This window comes from Marinobacter panjinensis (genome assembly GCF_005298175.1).
GTDB lineage: Bacteria > Pseudomonadota > Gammaproteobacteria > Pseudomonadales > Oleiphilaceae > Marinobacter > Marinobacter panjinensis.
Genome location: NZ_SZYH01000001.1, coordinates 477,782 through 497,464, shown reverse-complemented (window position 1 = coordinate 497,464; position 19,683 = coordinate 477,782). Strand labels below are relative to the sequence as shown.

Sequence of the window (19,683 nt, the reverse complement as noted above, 5' to 3'; positions counted from 1 at the left end):
TGATAACAAATATCTTTCTTATGGTGATTTATGAAAAACGTTCAAAAAAAGATTTCTTCGCTGTGCGTTTACCGCAGAAAACAGCACATGATAGAACACGCTAAAACATGGGAAACGGCCTTGCCCGATCCTTCGGACAGTTATCCAAACCTGATTTTTCTGTACTCGGAAGAATTGGCAACGAAAAATCGAGAGCTTCTGTTCCAGAAAATGAACTCAGCTGCCAAGCATAATAATCAGACGCTGGTCATTTCAGATTGTCACTACAGCCGAGGTGGCCTCTACGTGGTCTTCGACGAAATCGGTGCTGATACGGAGAACTCTCTGGACATCGATGAGATCGTTGAGCGATGGAATGAACAGGAAAACGCTGGAAAGTGACTGGGCTGGAGCGGCCTGAGAACAGCAAGCAAAAGTCCATTTGTCAGAGTCGGAAAATTCAAGAGCTGCGCGTACAAACAGACTAATAACTCGAGTAAGCCGAGAAGGATTACCATGAAGAAAACACAAGACATCCTTACCAATACTGATCCCGCGATCGTCTCTGAGACTGCACTCAAAGTACTTCACCAAATCGCCTTGGCTTGGGGATTATCAGAACGCGAGGAGCTTGAGCTACTTGGGGAATCGGGCAATTCTGATTCAGGACTTTCTGACGAATGTCTGGAGCGAATTTCCTGTATTTTTGGCGTTTACAAAAGCCTCAGGATCTTCTTCCCTACGGAGCAACAAGCAAACAGTTGGATCAAAAAGCCTAACAGAGAATTTGATGGAAGGACCGCCCTGTCTGTGCTGATCGATGACCCATTGACGGTACGGAGGTATCTGGACGGACAGTTAGCGTAGGCATCTGATTTAGGCCGGTACTGCGTATTTCAGACCAAGGTTCCAACTGATTGGAGTGAGCGAGACAGATGACGGTGGTCAACTATAGATGTCGCAACATCCGCTCACATCTAGCGCTCTAGTCGTTCTCGATGTATCGTAGTGCAATAATTGTTCAAGAAGGAGTGCGTCATGGTTGGCCCAAAAGTTATCTAAGTTTCTGGTTTTCAAAACTTTCCAGGTGCGGTTTCAATGGGGCAAGCAACAACCCACTACCGTCACCAGTAGATACCTGAGCCCTTTCATTCTCAGGTATCAGGCTGGGCCAGTCCGGACGCCGAGTAGGAAATCTCCAGACCACTCTCCTCTCTCAGTTGAATCGTGAGCCCACCCAGGTAATCCGGCCAATCCTTGAGCTTCAATGGCGTCTTCTGCAACCGACTCGCGAGAGTGGCGACAATCGTGTCGTGCGTGACCCAAACATGAACGACATCATCTGACTTCTCAAGCATTGCCTCGATAGATCGCCGCACCTGCGCGACAGCGTCATCCGGATCTTTGAACCCTGGCCATATGGAAGTGCCACACAAAAGGTGTTTGTTTGTAAGCGTCCGGAGAACACGCCTTACGTTTGGTTGGATCCAAACGAAGGAAGCATTCCTTCCTTCCCCATATGTTTAATTTTTCTCATTCCACCTAGAGAACAGCGATGGGAATGGATTCAGGTTTTTTAATCACCTGCCGCTGTGGCAGGTAATGTAGCAGTACGTCATTTTCATCCCGGACTACGCGATAGCACTCACAACTCAGCTCTTCCAGCTTTGATCGATCAAGTACTTTGATTAATCCTCGTTGATATGAAATCACGCCCTGCCCTTGTAATTTAAACGCTGCCTCAGTGACGGCTTCGCGGCGAACGCCAAGCATGTCAGCGATGAAACTCTGCGTCATGGTCAAGCGGTTATCGTGCAACCGATCCATGGAAATAAGTAGCCAACGACAGAGCTGTTCAGAAACGTGGTGATTTCGGTTGCAAACCGCAGTCTGCGAAACTTGCGTAAGCAGAGCCTGCGTGTAGCGAAGCATCAACAAAAGCAACTCTCCGTGGCGGTTGAATTCTTCTTGAACTTTTCGCCTGGGGAGCCGAAAGGCATGACCTGCGCTTTGTACCACCGATCGGCTTGGCGCACAGTCACTGCCGACCATATATAAAGAAACGCCGATTAAGCCATCGTTGCCTACTACTGAAATGGCCGTTGAAGCCCCGTTTTCCAACAAATACTGTAGCGAGATGATGGCGTCGGTAGGAAAGTAAACGTGACGCATGGGCTGTCTGGATTCGTACAGAACTGCTCGGAGAGGCATTGGCACAAGTTCCAGGTGCGGAAACAAACGACCCTGGACCTCAGGTGACAAAGCTGCCAGAAGATGATTCTGACTGGGTTTTGGTTGATCGGCCATGGCGTTTCGTGCGTTCCTTAAACTCTTTAACTTAATGATTGGGCGTCGGTTATAGCTCAGATCATCCTCGCGCCGGCTAATAAGACCTTGGCAGTGCTTGGTAGTGACGAATACTGGGATAGGCATGGAGTCGGATGTGCCATCGTAAACAATCAAAGTGACGCAGCGTCAGTTCTCGACCGTGTGTTTAACCGAAGCAAAGTTGCAGAAACGTTCAGTTCTTGGGTATGCCATTTTTGAGCACTGCTAAGCTGACATCGGTTAATCTCAAGTGATGAAAATTACCTCTATTATCGAGTAGCCGGTCCTTTTGCCCTACTTGAGCCTTACTAGACTGAAAACGGGTAAGCCAGAGGGAAGCAGGTCTTATTGCGAGGGGTACTTCCTCCTATATTCTTGTCTCAGTTCTTGTAATAAAAACGAATTGATTTGACCGGTCGCGTGCATTCCTTTTGAGCGCTGAAACGCTCTCACTGCTTCTTCAGTTCTTGGTCCCATAATTCCATCCGCTACGCCAGGACCGAATCTAAGCACTCTCAACAACATCTGCGCTTCTTTAACCATGGCTTTGCTGGGAGCGGAATCTCCAGAGAGAGACGATGACGGAGCATTGGTCGACGTAAAAGCAATCTGATCCATTTGTTGTGCTTTGTCCTTTGCTTCATTTTCTATTGCAGCCCTCCACTCTTCAACTTGACGCTGCGCAAGTCCCAGATTTCCCTCGCGATACCTGTAACTTCCACAACGGCGGTTGTAGTCATCAACAATCGCATTGAACTTGTCTATGCCGTCGTTTGAGCTGAATACACCCCTCATCGCCTCGATTTCCATGCCCCCCCTCACACACCAACGAATTTCAGCGATAGAAAGGACGTTATTGGTACCCACCGAAGGCTTTATGTATCGCAGCAATACATCGTCATAGCGACTTGGCTCGGAGCTATTTGAAGCTGCCGATTGAGTTTCTACCGTAGAGTCAGAATTTAGATCTTCAGAAGATAAGTCCGAGAAGTCAGCTTCAATGTCGTTATTTTTTCCTGCCCCCTCATAGTCTGAATTGGTGCTGGCGTCAGAATTAGGTGAGTAAATCGAAGACTCTTGGTCAGAACCTTGGGATGCCGCGTAGAGAATCACCAAAAATATGATCGCTAACGCCCAGAGTACAAACTGTGTATCTGCGCTCATGCCAGCCGAGCTTTCAGAATCAGAAGAAGCGGTCCATGTTGGAGCCTGGTTCTGATCACTACTTGGCTCGCGCTTACTTACCTGCCTGTCAGGCGGTGTTTTGGTTGTTTCTTGTTTATGTAAATCATCAAGCGGCCTTAGGTCACTTAGATCAGAAACAAGATCCGCTAACCCTGAAAAACCTCTGTTTCCCTTGCTGCCGGCAGCCATCGTTGCTTCACCTTCTGACTCATGAGTTCAAGATACTGCTAAGTCGCTCGCCCCCGTTTTTCCACAAGATGCTCATCGCTCCCTGAAGAATATGAACGTTATTGACGTCAAGATACGACAAGCCTGCCGCCAATTTTTTATCGTCTTTATGGCCAATATGGAAAGCTCCGTCAGCGGTCCCGGTCAAAAGATCGTCCCATTTGCAAAACTGAGCGCTCCCTTTCGACAATATTCCCCGTCTGGTTAATTCCACGCCAAAGTCACTTACCACCAGTGGACCAAACCGGAATTTCTGCCCCGTTCGGAGACTATCGAGAAATTCGGTCAAGAGCCGAACACCTACAGACCGCCATAAACGATCGACAAAGCTCGAGTAAATAGCCTGATTTTTCAGTTCAATCTCCATACTCTGAGATTTGCTAAAGATCATGATGGTATAGGTCGTTCCTGAGGGGATACCATTAACTGAACGACTGACTCCTCCCCAGCGAACCCCGGTTACATCATCAAGAGGAATGCGCCTTCCTTTCCACTCGATACCATCTGGTGAAATGCGGAGCTTATTTTTGAACAGAGCCCCAACTTCGGCCTCATAGGTGATTTCTCTTTGCCACTCTTCCTCTTGTCGCGCAGCATCTTCAACCAGTCTCTCGCGTTGCTCCGCAAGATCATCGAGGGCTCCAGCATCCTCAGCAACCCTGTCTGCAACGTCGACGACCTCAGCGAAAACTTGTCGAAGCATCTCAGTAAGCTTTTTGGCCAATTCAAGTTTTGCAAAATCATTATTCAGCGTAACGGCGAGGGCTCGCACAGAATAAGCTATGTCCTGACTGGCCTCATGAGGTAAGCCACGGCTTTTTTGAACCACCTGAATCGGCTGGGCAACGAGATCCCAGTTCCGTGTAACCTGACAGAGCCGCTCAATTATGGGCTCCAGGTCAGCGTCTGCCAGTTCAAGGTCGAGAGCTTCCTCTACTCGGCTTATCAGAAGATTGATATTTTCCCCTTCCCGCTCCAAAAACTCTTGAGCTTCGACCTCAAATGATTCGACAAGATCAGCAAGCAGCTTTGGCCCCGAAACTTCGCCAAGTTCAGTTGCTTTCTCTACGGTCAAAGTAATGGCTTTCACCAGATCTAGTGAATCCATCTTGCCTAAAGCACTTTTCATTACCTGACGGTAGTAGCGCCTCCTTTCTGCAATCCCCGATTCAACAATAGAAATATCGGTGATTTCTGCGAAACCGGAAACGACACGCTCCTCATTAATGATGCGCCGAAGCGTTTCGGGGTCTACATCTTCAAACGCCCAACCAAGCTCAAGTAGCCAGTCAGATACAGCACGAGGTTCCGTAAGATTGGATTGAGCTAAAGCAGCACCGACTGCATTACAACGGGCGATCGGAAGAATGCCCTCCAAAGAAAAAAGATCGTTGGGTTTGCTCTCAACGGCCGCCAGTACCTCTGAAGCTTTTTTGGGTCCAAGCCCGGGCAGCCAGGCTAACTCCGCTTCCAAGCGCTTTCTCGGCATCGTAAGAATAGAGCGGGCTTCAGAACATTCCTGGGGGTCTAGCAATAGAGCGCCCTCATCCGCCAACTCCATGATTCGGCGGCGGTCGTCTCTGGGTGTTGCGCCAAGCGTTTTAAAAGGATTATCAAACAAGTCCATATTTAATCCTTTTCCTCACCCCAAACAAAACCAATACTCGTCGCGCGCGTTACTTTTTCCTGAGGCAAGCTGGCGAAAGCTGCTTCCAGACTTTCGTCATCCAATTGTGCCTTGCCATTTTTTGCGGCCAGCCTAGCGGCTTCTCGGACAAAGAATGCTGCATCGGAAAGGGGCCTCCCGACGAGCGCCTTCACAAAGCCTTCAACCGCAAGTCCTGGTGACAAAGGAATGCCTGTAAGCAACGAGCCTAATAACGACCTGATTTCCTCGGCCGAAGGCATACCGACCTCAATTACGTGATCAAACCGCCCACGCCTGAGTATTGCCGGATCAATCATGTCAATCATGTTGGTCATGCCAATAACTAACACCCGGTTACTGATCGCCTCTGGAATCCGCCTTAGAAACTCAGCTACTTCCTCGACATGATGAAGACCAGAGCTACTTCCAGAGCGTCGGTCAGTAAGAAATGCCTCCATCTCATCAATCACAACGACCGAGGGTGCGTTATCCAAAGCCTTGTCGAATAGCTCGGATATTTTTTTGCTTGTCTCGTGAATGTAAGGGCTCCCCACACTGTTAGAATCTATCGCATAGCTGGGCCAGCCGATGAACTCAACCAGGCGGTCCACAGCAAAGGTTTTCCCGCACCCTGGCGGCCCATGGAGGATAATGGCGGAGGGAAAATCAATTCCCATTGTTCGGTAGCGCTCAGGATTGAAAATGATGTCCACAACGTGCTCGTTGAAAAAATCCTCGAGTGCTTCGCGCCCGGGAAGATTGAATGATCTCTGAATATCTGCATTGCCGTTTATTTCGGGCACGAGAGGATCTTCTATCCCACCATCATTTCGCTTATTTTCATCCTTGCCCAGTAAACACGCATTTGACGAACCGAGAGCCGCGGGCTTATCCAAAAGTTCGGAACCTGGCGGTACTTCGAACCCGGCAGATCTAACAACGTCAATTAAGTCCCTTACCGACATCCATCCACAAAGAGCGTGGATGCGTCGGAATGAAGATACGGACACGTTAACACCGCCAGTAAGCCATCTGCCGAGTAGCTCATCGTCTGGAATCTCTGAACCTTCAGAAGTCAGAGGCAGCAGACGAGAATATCGTTCAATAAACAAGGAGTTTTGCAGTGATCCATCTGGAAGGCGCTTTCTGGTTTCCTTCCATGCATAAACGAAGCTGAGGGCGTCTGCTTTTGTCTGTGGCCCCGCTCCAGCAGACACCGGTTCGATAGTAGCGTCCGCCCCGGAGGAAAGATAAAAAAAATCTTTCCCGCCAATGCTCAGCGCACTGAACAAATCTTTTTCAATCAGCGCCAAACTACACCACCAATCCAAAAGAGCAGCATCTACAACTAGAACAAGGCTGCGTCCCTTCGTTCGAAAGATTTGCCACCCGTCGCCGGATTGCAGTAAGGAACGAAGTTTAAAATCCGTTCCCAAATCAGCGCCATTGGGAAGCCACTGATCAGTAGACATCAGTGGCCCTTAATAATGTTTGCAGCATCAAATAATTCATCACCCGTAGCCATGCCGACTTGTATCTGGGCAAGCTCGGCGATGACAGTCCGAAGCCGCTGAATATCGTCGTTCTTCATTGCCTCTACCCCAGCCTGTACCAACTGAGTATATTTCTGCTGATCTGTAAATTCTTGGGGGGCCTGAGCCATAGACTTGAACTTATCCACAACGAACCAATCCTGACGCCACAGAATCTCAAAGTTCTTTCCTTTCAGTTCATCAAGGTGGTGGTCAAAGCTAGTGTCGTTATCCTGAATTGCAGTACGTGCCGTATGGACCAGAGCGTCAAATGCAGAGGCTTCGGATGGACGGGCATGCTCACGAATATAAGTGTTGAAGAACTCTACAACGTTCTCGAGTTCAATGGCTCTCGTTTCCTTAAGATGTGATTTTTTAACATCAGCAATCAGACGCTTTGCGTCCAGGATATTTTCCATCGCCTGCTTGGTAGACTCAGGGTCAGAGTTCTCATCCAGACTATTCACTGAACGCAGTTTTTCACTAGCCTTCGTTAGCCTAGGATCGTCAATCTTCGAGCTAAAATCGTCAACGCGAGAGAGCGTTCTTTCGCCTTCCTGGACAATAGAGTCGGCAGACGCCGAATAGTCATGCATGCCTTCTTGCGGGGAGTAAAAGCTTCGGTCTGAATGGAAAGTGCCTCCAATCGCCGGGATTGATACGTTAAATACAATGTTCCCGGAGTCGAGAATCTCATACTCACACTCAAGATCAGCACCAGCGGGAATGACGCCTTCGTCAAAATCACTACCAGAAATCTTTAACGAACCGACGGGACGATTGTCACGAATAGGATCCCCAATCTCACCCTCCCAGAGGATGAAGTTCAACGACCCTGATGCTCCCGCCTTCAGAGACTCACCCGCTTTGTAGATCCGCTTTCCTTTGGCCGGAAGATGATCTCCTGCCCGAACCAAATAATCGGGTTCAGGACGCCCTCCCAATTTGTTCAACACCTCTATCGCAATTGAATGCGAAGCGGGGATCGCATCAACTGTGGCAGCGGTTCGTGTGATAATAATTGAGTCTTGAGAGAGTGGAATTTTCCCACCACTCCCATCAAACACTGAAACGGTGAATTTGTTCTCACCTGACTTTGATAGGCTCAAAGTTAATGTCGCGCCATTGGCCAGAGGAACACGCCCTGATGTCCAGCCTGTGTCTGCGCTATCGACTTGGAATTCTGCGCCCTCTGGAATTTCGCCCGGTATCTTTACAGCAAGTTTTGCATTGACGTCTGGTGTTCGAGAAATGTAATTGAACGAAATATCTAGACTGCCAGTATTTGATAGCGTTCCCCGGTTCCCCTTTCGACTTCTCCGCTGCGTACTCCAATCGATCGACTCAGCGAAAATACTCGCTCCCTCTGCAACAGCTGTCATTGGGTTAACGTCTGTGTTGGCAGGGATTCCGAGTTCAAATGCAACCTTATCTCGAAGTGGCTTATAGTTGGTGGGACCGCCCACAAATACTATTCGCTCGAGGTCGTGGGGGCTCAAGCTGGCTTTTGCCAATGTATCTCGCGCAGCATCGATAGTTTCTGAAAGTCTATCGGCAATTAACCCATCCATAGTCTGCCGAGTTAGCGGGATATCCAAGTAAATCTCTTCACCATCAAGATCACGGGCTCTGGCTTCCACTTCCGTCAGACTTATTACGGCCTCCTCACTCGCTGATAGCTCAATCTTGGCCCGTTCTGCGGCCCACGCCGCCAACCTAATGAGTGGCTCAAATTCCGAATCAGTCGAAAAGTTCTCTGGTAAGTTAAAATTTTCCATCAACCAGGGCTTTACAACGTTACCAAGCAACATACGATCAAAATCTCGCCCGCCGCACATAGAGATACCCCCATGGGCGTGCAAGTTGATTCGGCCGCCCATGCTCTCAGCTACCGCAATATCCAACGTACCGCCGCCCAAGTCGTATATGAGAAACATCCCATCAACGTTTCGGGCTCGCATAACACTCATTACTGCCGCGACAGGCTCTTGCATTAAAGCGACGTTACCTATGCCAGCCATGTTCGCAGCCTGCATAGTCGCGTCTCGCTGCATTTGGTTGAAGGCAGCCGGAACTGTTATCACTGTTCCCGTGTCAGGATCGCTCCTGACCTCTTCCGGTAAGTAGCCATAGAGCGCTTTGAGGACCTCCGCAGAACACTCCTCGGGAGTTTTCGTTAGATTGACTGCCGGTAGTTCGACAGGAGTGCTTGTCCCCATCAATCGTTTGAAGAGCATTGCTGAATTCTTCGGGCTGTGGGGTGCGGAATCGTACGCCCTCTTCCCTACGTACTTGTTTCCGCGACGATCAATATAGATGACTGAGGGAGTGACGTCGTTCTGCTCCGGACTTTTCCAGATTCGCGTGTCCGTGCCATCGTATGAACATATCGCGCTGTTGGTGGTACCCAGGTCAATTCCTACAAAGTGCTTCATTGTTCTGCGATCCTTAACGTCACGGTGCCCGTTCTCACAATTCCTTCATCACCCATGATGATGGGCTCCAGCATTTGATCCACAACCAGCGTATCAGAGGCGTCGAACTCTTCGATGTTGAGCGGAGTGGCGGCCATGCCAGGATCAAATGACTGACCCTCTACATTCACAATGCGAAGGCCGGCCTGAGTTAAAGACTCATCGACTTTCCTCATGAACCAGTTAAATTGATTCCTGTAGCGCTTGGTCTCGCCGGCTTCAAGACGCCCCAATAATCGATCGAAGACCCTTCCAAATCGCCAAGCCTCGACAGCCATCGTCAGCACCGACTCGCGCATTGCCTGAGTCTCTGCGACCTGCGTTCCGGTTTCATCCATGTGTCACTCCTACACAGCACTTTGTTAGTAGCCTAGCAATTAACTGGCTTTTTGGCCTGCTTAACTGACCCTGACCCGGAATTCTTAACCGTTTAAAACTGGAAAATCCGGCATGATAGACCCTTGAACAGGAGGTCATGCCATGAAGCGATCCCGTTACACCGAAGAGCAGATTGCCTTCGCCCTGAAGCAGGCGGAGTTGGGAACGCCGGTTCCGGAAGTCTGCCGGAAAATGGGTATTTCTGACGCCACGTTTTACACCTGGCGCAAGAAATTCGGCGGACTAGGGCCTTCCGAACTCAGACGCTTGAAGCAGCTGGAGGAGGAAAACCAGCGCCTGAAACGGGTGGTGGCGGATCTGAGCCTGGACAAGGCCATGCTTCAGGATGTGCTGTCAAAAAAGATCTGAGACCGCCTCGCAAGCGTCAGCTGGTCGATGATCTCCAGAAGCGATTCGGAGTCAGCCAGCGGCAGGCTTGTGCGGTCCTGGGACTCTCCAGAGCCTCCTATCACTACAAATCGGTGACTCGTGACGCCTCTGCGCTATCGATGCGGATCCGGGAGATCACCCAGGTGCGGATCCATTATGGCTACCGTCGTGTCCACGTGTTGTTGCAACGTGAAGGATGGCAGGATAACCACAAACGCGTGTACCGGTTGTACCGTGAGCAGGGCCTGTCTCTGCGCCTGAAACGCCCCAGGCGGAACAAGGCTGCGAAGAACCGGCAGCCCGTGTCTCAGGGCGAGTTTCCCAATCACATCTGGGGCATGGATTTCGTATCGGATGCCCTGTTTGACGGCCGCCGGCTGCGGTTGCTGACCATCATTGACCTGTTCACTAGGGAGTGCCTTGGCATCATCGTCGGACAAAGCCTGAAAGGCGAAGACGTCAAAGAAGCACTGACGCGGATCGCTCGTTTTCGAGGTAACCCGAAACTACTAAAAGCAGACAACGGCTCCGAATTCGCCGGCAAGGTCATGGACCGGTGGGCCTATGAGAGACAGATAGAAATTGATTTCTCTCGGCCCGGCAAGCCCACGGACAATGCGACTGTGGAGTCATTCAACGGCAGACTCCGCCAGGAATGCTTGAACGAGAACTGGTTCCTGTCACTGACAGATGCCGAGCAGAAGATTGAGGCTTGGAGAACGTTCTATAATCAAGTCAGACCCCACTCCGCATTGGGGTGGTCGACGCCCTCTGACTACGCCCGAAAACACGCTGTTTCAGGTTATCTGGAACCGCAATTAGAGCCGGATTTTTCTGACAATGAGCGGTACTAAAACGGGGTTAAGGTCAAGAGCCGGATTTTTCTGACAATGAGCGGTACTAAAACGGGGTTAAGGTCATAATTGACCTTACCTAAGGAGTGCCCGGTCAAACTAGCAGGGAGCAGGTCATCTATCGCTTTCTTCTATTGGATCTTTGAATACTTGCTCTCACAGCGTCCTGGCACATAGAAGAGCTTTGAGCTTGAGGATTTTATGGCCAGTCGAAGAGCCTACTCTAAATCTAGAGTTTGAGTTCAGGGACGAGATTTTGTATTCAGACTATGCCGAAGCCCGGTGCAGCGATTAAACCTGAGGATTTCTATCCAGAGGTAAAACAACATCGCGGTAAATCGCGAGCATTAGAGTAGATTGTTAAAAATCGCAAAAAATCGCGGGGCACGCCTCCCCTTCGACCACATTGATCTACGATGAGCCGCTTGAGCAGTCCTTAGCAGAAGCGTTGCAGAGTGTTGGATACCTATAGCTGAAAGAACGTAGCGACAGAGTATTTATGGAAAAGTAGCCAACACTGAATTCGCATCACCGAATAGGAAGTCAGTTGTGGTCAGAGCAAGGCAAACCTTGCCTCATCGCTCGATTAGAAGAAGAGTCTCTGGGTCTATCCTTTCTGGATCGATACCTACGACTTTTCCCTCCAAATCATACAGAACACCATCCTTTTGCTTGTAACGTATGCCCATCCTTCTCAGCTTTCTTGTCGCCGCAAAATACTCGTGCCATCGGTGATCTACTACTGAAGAGCAGCCACCCTCCAATAATGATTGAACCGATATAGACAAAAAATAAGAAAACGTGGTCTGGGCTTCCATCACCATATATTTGACTGTCGTAAAGAGCTTCTCGATACGTAGCATTCGGATTTGCCGCAAAAATCAGGCAAGAGAAAGACGCCAGGATTACAAATATCATTGAATGCTTCTTCATACTAATTCCTTTCTCTTCCCAATAAGGATCCGGGACCTTGATCACCGACTGCATTAACGTTCGACTCTATGCAAACCCCGGGTGGCCTTACCCCGGTAAAAATGGCGAGGCCCTAGTCACTAACTGCCACTGAACCTTCAAGCTATGCCAGGAGGCGGCCCGGATGAGCATCAAGAACTCGTCGAGGCGTCAGGAAATACATGTCGCAACAGGAAATCCATCAAAGAAGCCAAGAGAAAAAGAGAGACTGCATATAAAGTAGTGTTCAACGCTAAGCCAATTTGGCTCCCAATTGGACCAAGACGAATACCCTTGGAGAGGTCATCTGTAAGGTCAGCATCACCGAGGATACCAAGCCCACCAGACATCCCTAGCAATGTGCCAAAAAAACCTACGTAAAGAATCAGGGGAACAACGATATCTGCCGACTCTCGGTATTCCCGATATCTCGTCCCCAGCAGCATCAGGCACAGTGTGATGAGAAAGATCCAGAGTGTAACGAACTGCACTGGTCCTCTATAAAGCGCTAACTTTTTCGCATTCCTATCCACCTTTTCCATGTTTATGGAACGGGAAATGTCTGTTACGACCCGGTTCGCGATAAGGTCTCTTACTCCATCTTTGATATTGTCGTCGTAGACAAAGATAGCTCGTTGAAGTATTTGCTTTATTCGAGGTGAAATGGCTCCGATTGGCGAGTCGTAAACGGTTTCCCACGAAGTTGGTGCCCACCAGGGCCCCTCCAGATAGCGGACTATGTTCGATGAACCTTGCCAAGCGCGAGGGCCGAATGTTCGATCTAGTCCACTAAACAAATTAAACGCATATTCCCATTCGAGCGTCAGACTTGTTTCTTTGCGAACAGAATTGATCGTTACGAGTGGAACGCCGCGATCAATGTAGATAATCGATGAGACTTTCGCGGGTTCGTCAATCTGACAAGTCGTTAGAATTTTGAAATCTTCAATCGTGCTTCGAGTGGTGCAGGAATCAATGTCTGGAAGCGCATCTCCGATGTCCGGTCCAGGGCTAAGCCAAAAAAGGCCGACAGAGAGTATGTATGCAAGAACGATAATGGCAACTGAGATCGCAAATCGTCCTAGAGGAATATCGCTCACAAAAACCGTGCTCTGCCATCTCTCATCACTCATGCTTGGTCGCCTTTCTGATTAACCGCCCTACTTGCAGAGGATATAAGGCAAGGGATGCTGCCCAGCGTTATTAGATACCGCTGCAGGAACCAATATTCGCTTTAAGTTTTCTTCGTTTATGCCGCTAAGCATTTCTTGTGTACCTGCGGTTAACTCTTTGAATCTAGAATCGCTAGTCTCTGGAATACAAATTTCAAAACGCTGATGCCAACCTTCCCCCCAATAGACATGGAGAAGCCAATTATCATCAACTACTTCAATCGCACGCATAGAGTCGCCATTAGCCAGATCACCATATAAGCCTAATCGCTCAAACGTGGTTGATGTTTCGTGATTAGCGTAAAGAGTGGTACCGACAGCACGGGCGTCTAGCTGCCATCGGTTCCCGTTCAACTGCAAATCTTCCACTGAAAAGAGTAAATCTGACGGGAAGCGGTGAAGCTGGCCAATCCGCTGACCGCCGTGCTGAGCCAGAAGCACAAGGTATGCTCGATCGGCCTCTTCCCAAGCGTATCCCATGCAGCGGTTCTGATTCCGAATCGAAAAGTTCGTGGCTTCCTTCCCTACACTAGTCTGCAACGGTGTAAGTCCACCCTCCGATGGAACAAAACCCCATATAAAACAAGCACCTCTGAACTCGGTGTCGGCAACAACGGTCACAGGATCAATCGCAAGAGTCCGAAGGTAATAAAAGGAGTCAGCAACCGCAGGTCCGCCTTTAATTAATTGGTTCTCATAGAAATATTTACCATAAGGAACACTTCGGTAAGCCACCGCTTCAAATTCTGTTTTTGTATCTGCCTGCGCCAAGCTGGCACTAAGGCCGATCACAACCGTCAAATATCTCAGGGTCATTCCACTGTCCAACATATCCCTCTATTGGCCGAACATTACCACCAACCGTTTCTGCTTCTCCTTCAATATCCATCCCCAGTACCCTTGGGTCCATGATTCGATCTGCTACTAATCGAACGGGATCTGAGCTTGGGTTCTCTAAAATGAGTTGGAACCCATGTGTCGTCTGAATTACGAACTTTCTATTCTCGTTCGACGAAAATGACCCTGCAACCGAGAACTGGATCATTTCACTGAGGTGTTCAGGTAGCCTCGCCCTCATGGCACTGTCTGCAGTCAAAGCTAGTCGAACATTTACAATACAAACATCTGGGCGTTCACTTGATGAAGACGAGCCTGCAGACACTGTGTATAAAACAAAAACGGAAATTGCCAAAATCGAGAATACATCGATCATTACAATCGCAGGATTCCTCCTCGCGTTCATAGGTCGATTTTATTCGCGGAAATTTCAATAACGCGGACAGCGTCCGCTCTACTCTTTTTCGGGCACGACGATTCCGCATGTAAATCGTAACGGGTTACTTTGAAGGCTTGACTCAACTCTCCATTGTTGTTCGGGGCAGAATAGTGAAAATAATCGAGATGTAAGCCCCTCTGCAGTCGGTCCGAAACTAAAGTTCCGCGCACGACGACCGGATGGGGTTTGACGAGTTCGGTAGTATTAAGATTCCAAATAGAAGGAGCCCTGAGGGTAGTCGCATCTGATAGTAATCCACACAAACAATAAGAAACCGAAATGCTGACGTCATCTTCTAGTTCGACAGGTCGAAACGATATTGTGATATCAATTGGCCAGCGTTGAGAGCCTGTAGCTTTTCCTTCAGTATTTGAGAATGCCACGTCAACTCTCGATAACACCTCAACTGCTTCAACAAATTTACTTACTTCGTCTTTATTTTGGCCGATATACTCCTTTCGTACATTGGGTGAAAACGACTCACAGCGATCACCCTCTGAACTTTTGAATGCAGCCACATTCGGATGCGGAGGAGGCGGACCAAACCTAGGGTTGCACCCTTGCGGATTGAATATCATTAATTGGGATCCAATCTGAAGGGAGCGGATATGATCGATAAAATGCCCTCCGGAAGGTACTTGGGAGATTGATAATACAACGTAGTCTTCGACTTTTGTGTCTTGCTCGCCCGAATGGGATGCATAGTTAACAACTGTTTGAATCAGAAACAATATTGAGATCAATATGAACAGTTCCGCGAGTGAGATGAGCCCTTTCATAGTCAACGCTCCGGCTGCTCACTCAAATGCAAGCAGGAATCCCGGCTCCTGCGAATGCTCGATGAGAGCGCCGGTTAAATTCTTACCGTCAGAGGTTCTTCCGGTAAACCTAATAGTGATTCGTGTCCGAACATCCGATATGTCAGTTACCTTCATTTGGGCAACGCCGGAAAGGTTGCTGATCCCGTACTCATTTCCCGCAGTCGTGGGGAAGTCATGGGGAATAGTCGCAACAACTTTAAATGGCTCGACTTGTACAACTTTTATTGAACCATCCACGTTTTGGTACACAGCGAAGTTGCCGTTTTGATCGGGCGATATATTGGAATACCCTCTAACTGCCGGACTGTTCGACGCCTTCCGGCGTTCTATGTCCGATGGTTCGTGCGCGTCGTTCACAGAACGCTCATATTTACCTGTTTCTGCAACCTCACGCTCGGTGACCTCCTCGTGTTTCAGGAGAGGCTCAAGAGATTTCCCGACCATTGCAGCGCCGCCAGACATTAGAGCTTGCCCAACCACAGGCCAAAGAGTGCCACCGGAGAACACAGTTATCGCGAATCCGACCGCGATATTGGCAATACCCGATAACAACAAGCCAACATCTATCTCCCCACGGACTTTCTTCTTTTTCTCAATGATCTGCTTCTTTCTTTCCCGCTCTTGCAGCACGCCCTGAAGTTTTTTTTGTTTTTCTTCGCGAGTGGAATCATCGGGGCTGTCCTCTATCTCACTTCGAAGCTCTTCTACCCGGCGATCAAGCACATCTATTTCGCCGCTTAGTTTCGCAATATCGTCATCGAGAGATGTCGCAACAAGTAGCAGCGTATCCTCACACTGCTTATTTGGGGCTAAGAGGCGTTTCGCGGCCCGCTCTTGATCTGCTCTATCATTGAGGGATGCTATTGCGCGAATCTCATTATCAAGCGCGTCCTGAGCTGCGGGATCAAAATTGCAAACGTCCAATATGCTCTTTCTATATTCTTCAGAAAGAACGTCCTCGCCTGTTTCCCTAATAGACTCCAAGAACTCAGTTCTTCTTTTTGCGAGTATGTCCCTCAGTTCGGTGAGCTTTTCCTCCTTAAACTTTGGACTCTCTTTAGAATCACGCGCGACTGCCTCAATTTCAGAAACGATTGAGTTAATAGCATCATAGTCATTGGAGTTCGCGAATGGCTCATATGCGTTTAGGTTGCGGAGGACTGAAAGAAGCTGATCAAACGGTTGCTCAGTTTCAGAAGACGCATCCCCGTCTTGCGAAAAAACATTCGGGGAGAAAATAAGCAAGAATACCCAGGTCAGTGAGGCGACATTTATCCGAAAAGAACGCCTTGTTATTTGTAAAAGCATCATCCGCTCCTTGGTTGATGGATAGCCCTCGACAGCCTCGGCTTAACTATTTGCCGAAAAAACATTCTAAAACGTGGCCGACTTCTCGAGAGTCATTCCTGTGACTTAGACATTCTCTTCTAAAACCTGGGACTCATGACTCAAGCAGTATAGATTAAATTTCAGAACGGGCTGCATCCTGCCCATAAGGTATAGTCCACTCTTATGGCCTTTTCTAGTGCTAGGGCAATTAAGCCTAATTTTCTAATGACTAGATGAAAGAAGTTGCCTGGACTTGCAATCCGTCCAGCGGGCCTGACCCTGACCCCGTTTCAGGTCCACCCGGAGTTGGAAAAATCCGGCTTCTGAGCCGGACGACGAATTTAGCACTTTGTGTGGAAACCGGAAGAAACACCCTATTCTAGAATCTACTTCAAGTTTGTTTAGCACTTTGTGTGGATTTTAGTGGGTAAGTCACTGTTATTTGGTAACGGAAGTTTAGTACTTTCTGTGGTCGTCCACTAATTGAACGACAACACAAAGTGCTAAACCTTTCCACGCTATGATTCTGTAGTGTTTTTGAGATTTTTTACAGTAATGTTTTTCGGATGTTCAAAAGTGACAATGCGCGGAGCCCCTTTGCGCTTGAATGGGGATCGCTCAGTGGAACTACTGTGACTGCTTGGCCGAGTGCCCTGAGTATTTTGCCTATTGAACCCGAGAAAGCATATGTGTGTTAAGCGAGGGGCGGGTCAACCCTCGTTACAGGGCGCCCTCTTCTGATTCGAGAATGAAGTCGTACCAACCCGAGAACCGCTTGATAATGTCTTGACCACCGAAATCGTCATTCTTGTCATAGACAAAGTAGTCGGTACCGCCAGCTCGAAGCGTTAGCTCACCTTGCAAGTACTCCCAGTATGCATATGTGACGAAAAGGTAGTTATCATTGATCAGGAACCCAAGCATGTTTGGCATATGGCTGTAGAAGTGAAGTCTTAGTTCGGACTCTGGTGCGATCTCCGCAACATGCTTCGCGGTGAACTTGACGGTTTCAGATATGGATGAAACCGATTGAAAACGACGGTAGATTCGCTCGTTCGTCTTACACTCATTGGGGTCGAGAAGTGCAATGTCGATCTGAAATTGCGTACGATTGGCGATCAGCGAGTCAGGGTCATTCTCGTTCAGAAGTTTCTCGAGAACGCTCGTCCAGCCATGCCGACCGGCGACACCAAGATACTTAATGGTGACGACGCGTTCGTTGGAAACAATTTCCGAAATCTTGGTATGGAGTTCGTTCGAGTAAATGATGTTCATTTGTTTTTGGCTCTTTACGACCTTCTCGTATATCTCGAACATGATCTGCATGAGGATCAGGGCCAGAACTACCAGAAGAACCGAGTACGAAAGCTCCGCTACATTGGCAGGCAGAAGGTCAGGCGGCAGCGAGTGGAGAAGAAGCGCAGCGAGCATAACAATGTAGGCGATCGGCTTCTTCGCGACCTCGTAGCCCTCGATGAGCCTGTCTGTCAATGTCAGCTTGCCCTGTGCCATAAGGTCCCCTTCTGCCGCATAACAACTAATAATGTGTTTGTGGTATATACAAGTAACTTAGGCTGGCTTTCGGTAAGCCAGTTTCTACGCTAGCAAGTACCTCGATTTCTTTGGTGCCTGACAGCTTCTTGATGCAGGCATTGATAAAGCAAAGAAACAGAGGGTAACAATTATTCTTTACTCAAAATCCATGGCTCATTTCTAAGAGTTGTTAGAATCCCAAGCTTCATTCTTTGGCGCGCAAATTCCATACCAGTAAATATATGTCATTGTATTAAAATGTATTTAAATTTCGATAAAAGATATTGAAATATCCGGCGTAAAAAAAATCGACATTTTTTTTCAAGACATTGCCAGTATGAAATTCGCCCGCCAAGCATCTGCTAAAAAGCGATTAGACAGGCTTTATCGAGACTTTGAATGGCCCCTGAGCCAAACGGTAATACCCCATAGCACTTGGCCAATGATATTGCCGTCACTTTTCATAACAAATAATAAAAATTTCTCAATTATTTTATTAGCAATCAGTTATTAACGCATCTGAATGATCATAAATTAAAGCAATCTATATTCCAATTTAAAATCTGTAAAGCACTGATTGCTCGGAATTTTTTTTATTACTAAATAATGAATTTATTTTCTAAATTAAATATCGTGTATTTAAGCTATTTAAATATATAAAACTAAAAGGTGAAAAATGAAAAAAGACAAACAAAGAATTTTTTTTAGACACATACCGACGCCGAAAAAAACTTTTGACTATGGCTGTGAAGTGGCAAAGAAACCTAACAAAACCATCTACGAACATATTAGTACGGACCTAATGAGCAGGGATGATAGCTTTGAAGTGCTCGCCGTAACCGCTGTCGCCGCTGAAAAATATTTTCCAATCCGCTGTTTCCAGGGCGAAACTCACCCAAAGGCTTTGATTCTTTTCAAGCCAGCGGCCTGAGTAATGACGGGCCGGTAAGATATGGATTGCCAGAGTTTCATCGAGGTTTAGAGTTGTATCCCAGTCCGCCTCATAAATCTGATCCTCGGGAAACCCCCAGGAGCGAAAATGCTCACCGACGCCCAGGCCAACGATGACGTCACCAATACGGCCCTTCATGGCCATCAGGGTTGGATGGTCAAGGTGATCCCAATTCATGGGAGATCAACAGATAGTCGACATCGGGAATGTCGTCAGGGATAAACGGGCTTGCGCCCTTAAAGGCTTCATTCGTTAAAGGTTCAGGTGACGCGTTCTGGCTCAGCACTGGATCAATAAATATCCGTTTGCCGGCAAGCTGAATAAAAAAGAGGAATGCCCAAGCCAAACGACTATGTCCTCTGCCCTGTCAAGGCTGTTCAGGTCAGTGACGTCTGTCGGCACTGGGCCCGGCGGGGTTTTGTCGTTGTCGGCGCCCATCAACATATCGATCCAGCCCTTCTGGTCATCCTCATTAATTGTTGTTTCCGGGTCGGGCTGCAGATTCTGGAATCGACCATCGACGTAATTTGGCGAACGATCCAGGCTAGCTACCTCTGCAATCGCACCAAATTTTGGATGTTGCAGATAGGCGTACCCACTCAACGCCAGTGATGCGATCACGATGGCGAAGAGGCCCGAAACTTTTTCCACTT

General features: G+C 48.3%; 18 protein-coding genes. 3 read left to right on the top strand and 15 right to left on the bottom strand.

What is annotated here, in order from left to right; all coding sequences use genetic code 11:
• The first annotated feature begins 30 nt into the window (after nt 1-30).
• Both FDP08_RS02245 and FDP08_RS02240 read left to right on the top strand, forming a co-directional pair.
• On the top strand, nt 31-381 hold the full coding sequence (locus FDP08_RS02245) for a hypothetical protein (protein WP_137434411.1): 351 nt from the start codon (nt 31-33) through the stop codon (nt 379-381).
• Nucleotides 382-495: 114 nt separating this feature from the next.
• Nucleotides 496-846 (top strand): MbcA/ParS/Xre antitoxin family protein, encoded by a 351-nt coding sequence (locus tag FDP08_RS02240; protein ID WP_137434410.1) that lies wholly within the window; start codon nt 496-498, stop codon nt 844-846.
• 287 nt (nt 847-1,133) lie between these two features.
• On the opposite strand, the gene FDP08_RS02235 is transcribed toward FDP08_RS02240, so the two are convergent.
• The 7 genes from FDP08_RS02235 to FDP08_RS02205 form a co-directional block, all read right to left on the bottom strand.
• A complete protein-coding gene (locus FDP08_RS02235; protein ID WP_137434409.1) occupies nt 1,134-1,337 on the bottom strand; it encodes a hypothetical protein in 204 nt (67 codons plus the stop codon).
• A 184-nt stretch (nt 1,338-1,521) separates the two neighbouring features.
• Nucleotides 1,522-2,286: a Crp/Fnr family transcriptional regulator gene (locus FDP08_RS02230; protein ID WP_137434408.1), complete on the bottom strand. Its 765-nt coding sequence runs from the start codon at nt 2,284-2,286 to the stop codon at nt 1,522-1,524.
• A gap of 366 nt (nt 2,287-2,652) precedes the next feature.
• Nucleotides 2,653-3,681, bottom strand: coding sequence for a peptidoglycan-binding domain-containing protein (locus FDP08_RS02225; RefSeq protein WP_137434407.1), 1,029 nt, complete (start codon nt 3,679-3,681; stop codon nt 2,653-2,655).
• A gap of 19 nt (nt 3,682-3,700) precedes the next feature.
• Nucleotides 3,701-5,347, bottom strand: a complete 1,647-nt coding sequence (locus FDP08_RS02220; protein ID WP_137434406.1) for a hypothetical protein — start codon at nt 5,345-5,347, stop codon at nt 3,701-3,703.
• A 2-nt stretch (nt 5,348-5,349) separates the two neighbouring features.
• Nucleotides 5,350-6,840: an ATP-binding protein gene (locus FDP08_RS02215; RefSeq protein ID WP_137434405.1), complete on the bottom strand. Its 1,491-nt coding sequence runs from the start codon at nt 6,838-6,840 to the stop codon at nt 5,350-5,352.
• Nucleotides 6,840-9,335, bottom strand: coding sequence for an Hsp70 family protein (locus tag FDP08_RS02210; protein WP_137434404.1), 2,496 nt, complete (start codon nt 9,333-9,335; stop codon nt 6,840-6,842). Before FDP08_RS02210 ends, FDP08_RS02215 begins: the two co-directional genes overlap by 1 nt.
• Entirely contained in the window at nt 9,332-9,712 is a 381-nt protein-coding gene (locus tag FDP08_RS02205) for a hypothetical protein (RefSeq protein ID WP_137434403.1), read from the bottom strand. Before FDP08_RS02205 ends, FDP08_RS02210 begins: the two co-directional genes overlap by 4 nt.
• A gap of 142 nt (nt 9,713-9,854) precedes the next feature.
• On the opposite strand from FDP08_RS02205, the gene FDP08_RS02200 reads away from it, so the two are divergent.
• A protein-coding gene (locus FDP08_RS02200) for an IS3 family transposase (RefSeq protein WP_137434388.1) occupies nt 9,855-10,996 on the top strand; the annotation gives its coding sequence in 2 pieces (ribosomal slippage) (nt 9,855-10,116 and nt 10,116-10,996; 1,143 coding nt in all).
• A gap of 648 nt (nt 10,997-11,644) precedes the next feature.
• Here the strand turns inward: FDP08_RS02200 and FDP08_RS02195 are convergent.
• The 8 genes from FDP08_RS02195 to FDP08_RS02160 form a co-directional block, all read right to left on the bottom strand.
• Complete coding sequence (locus tag FDP08_RS02195) at nt 11,645-11,929, bottom strand: hypothetical protein (protein WP_170978957.1); 285 nt, start codon at nt 11,927-11,929, stop codon at nt 11,645-11,647.
• 170 nt (nt 11,930-12,099) lie between these two features.
• A complete protein-coding gene (locus tag FDP08_RS02190) occupies nt 12,100-13,080 on the bottom strand; it encodes a MotA/TolQ/ExbB proton channel family protein (protein ID WP_137434401.1) in 981 nt (326 codons plus the stop codon).
• A gap of 27 nt (nt 13,081-13,107) precedes the next feature.
• The gene (locus FDP08_RS02185) at nt 13,108-13,935 is read right to left on the bottom strand and encodes a hypothetical protein (protein ID WP_137434400.1); all 828 of its coding nucleotides are present in this window, start codon (nt 13,933-13,935) and stop codon (nt 13,108-13,110) included.
• Nucleotides 13,936-14,358: 423 nt separating this feature from the next.
• Nucleotides 14,359-15,174: a hypothetical protein gene (locus FDP08_RS02180; RefSeq protein ID WP_137434399.1), complete on the bottom strand. Its 816-nt coding sequence runs from the start codon at nt 15,172-15,174 to the stop codon at nt 14,359-14,361.
• An 18-nt stretch (nt 15,175-15,192) separates the two neighbouring features.
• On the bottom strand, nt 15,193-16,524 hold the full coding sequence (locus tag FDP08_RS02175; RefSeq protein WP_137434398.1) for a hypothetical protein: 1,332 nt from the start codon (nt 16,522-16,524) through the stop codon (nt 15,193-15,195).
• A 741-nt stretch (nt 16,525-17,265) separates the two neighbouring features.
• The gene (locus FDP08_RS02170) at nt 17,266-18,057 is read right to left on the bottom strand and encodes a hypothetical protein (RefSeq protein ID WP_137434397.1); all 792 of its coding nucleotides are present in this window, start codon (nt 18,055-18,057) and stop codon (nt 17,266-17,268) included.
• Between the two features lie 820 nt (nt 18,058-18,877).
• Nucleotides 18,878-19,207 (bottom strand): MBL fold metallo-hydrolase, encoded by a 330-nt coding sequence (locus FDP08_RS02165; protein ID WP_137434396.1) that lies wholly within the window; start codon nt 19,205-19,207, stop codon nt 18,878-18,880.
• A 102-nt stretch (nt 19,208-19,309) separates the two neighbouring features.
• On the bottom strand, nt 19,310-19,681 hold the full coding sequence (locus FDP08_RS02160) for a hypothetical protein (protein WP_137434395.1): 372 nt from the start codon (nt 19,679-19,681) through the stop codon (nt 19,310-19,312).
• Nucleotides 19,682-19,683: the final 2 nt, after the last annotated feature.

Coding starts and splice junctions, on each gene's coding strand:
- FDP08_RS02245 (WP_137434411.1), top strand. CDS start 31: ATGAAAAACGTTCAAAAAAAGATTTCTTCGCTGTGCGTTTACCGCAGA.
- FDP08_RS02240 (WP_137434410.1), top strand. CDS start 496: ATGAAGAAAACACAAGACATCCTTACCAATACTGATCCCGCGATCGTC.
- FDP08_RS02235 (WP_137434409.1), bottom strand. CDS start 1,337: ATGCTTGAGAAGTCAGATGATGTCGTTCATGTTTGGGTCACGCACGAC.
- FDP08_RS02230 (WP_137434408.1), bottom strand. CDS start 2,286: ATGGCCGATCAACCAAAACCCAGTCAGAATCATCTTCTGGCAGCTTTG.
- FDP08_RS02225 (WP_137434407.1), bottom strand. CDS start 3,681: ATGGCTGCCGGCAGCAAGGGAAACAGAGGTTTTTCAGGGTTAGCGGAT.
- FDP08_RS02220 (WP_137434406.1), bottom strand. CDS start 5,347: ATGGACTTGTTTGATAATCCTTTTAAAACGCTTGGCGCAACACCCAGA.
- FDP08_RS02215 (WP_137434405.1), bottom strand. CDS start 6,840: ATGTCTACTGATCAGTGGCTTCCCAATGGCGCTGATTTGGGAACGGAT.
- FDP08_RS02210 (WP_137434404.1), bottom strand. CDS start 9,335: ATGAAGCACTTTGTAGGAATTGACCTGGGTACCACCAACAGCGCGATA.
- FDP08_RS02205 (WP_137434403.1), bottom strand. CDS start 9,712: ATGGATGAAACCGGAACGCAGGTCGCAGAGACTCAGGCAATGCGCGAG.
- FDP08_RS02195 (WP_170978957.1), bottom strand. CDS start 11,929: ATGAAGAAGCATTCAATGATATTTGTAATCCTGGCGTCTTTCTCTTGC.
- FDP08_RS02190 (WP_137434401.1), bottom strand. CDS start 13,080: ATGAGTGATGAGAGATGGCAGAGCACGGTTTTTGTGAGCGATATTCCT.
- FDP08_RS02185 (WP_137434400.1), bottom strand. CDS start 13,935: ATGACCCTGAGATATTTGACGGTTGTGATCGGCCTTAGTGCCAGCTTG.
- FDP08_RS02180 (WP_137434399.1), bottom strand. CDS start 15,174: ATGAAAGGGCTCATCTCACTCGCGGAACTGTTCATATTGATCTCAATA.
- FDP08_RS02175 (WP_137434398.1), bottom strand. CDS start 16,524: ATGCTTTTACAAATAACAAGGCGTTCTTTTCGGATAAATGTCGCCTCA.
- FDP08_RS02170 (WP_137434397.1), bottom strand. CDS start 18,057: ATGGCACAGGGCAAGCTGACATTGACAGACAGGCTCATCGAGGGCTAC.
- FDP08_RS02165 (WP_137434396.1), bottom strand. CDS start 19,207: ATGAATTGGGATCACCTTGACCATCCAACCCTGATGGCCATGAAGGGC.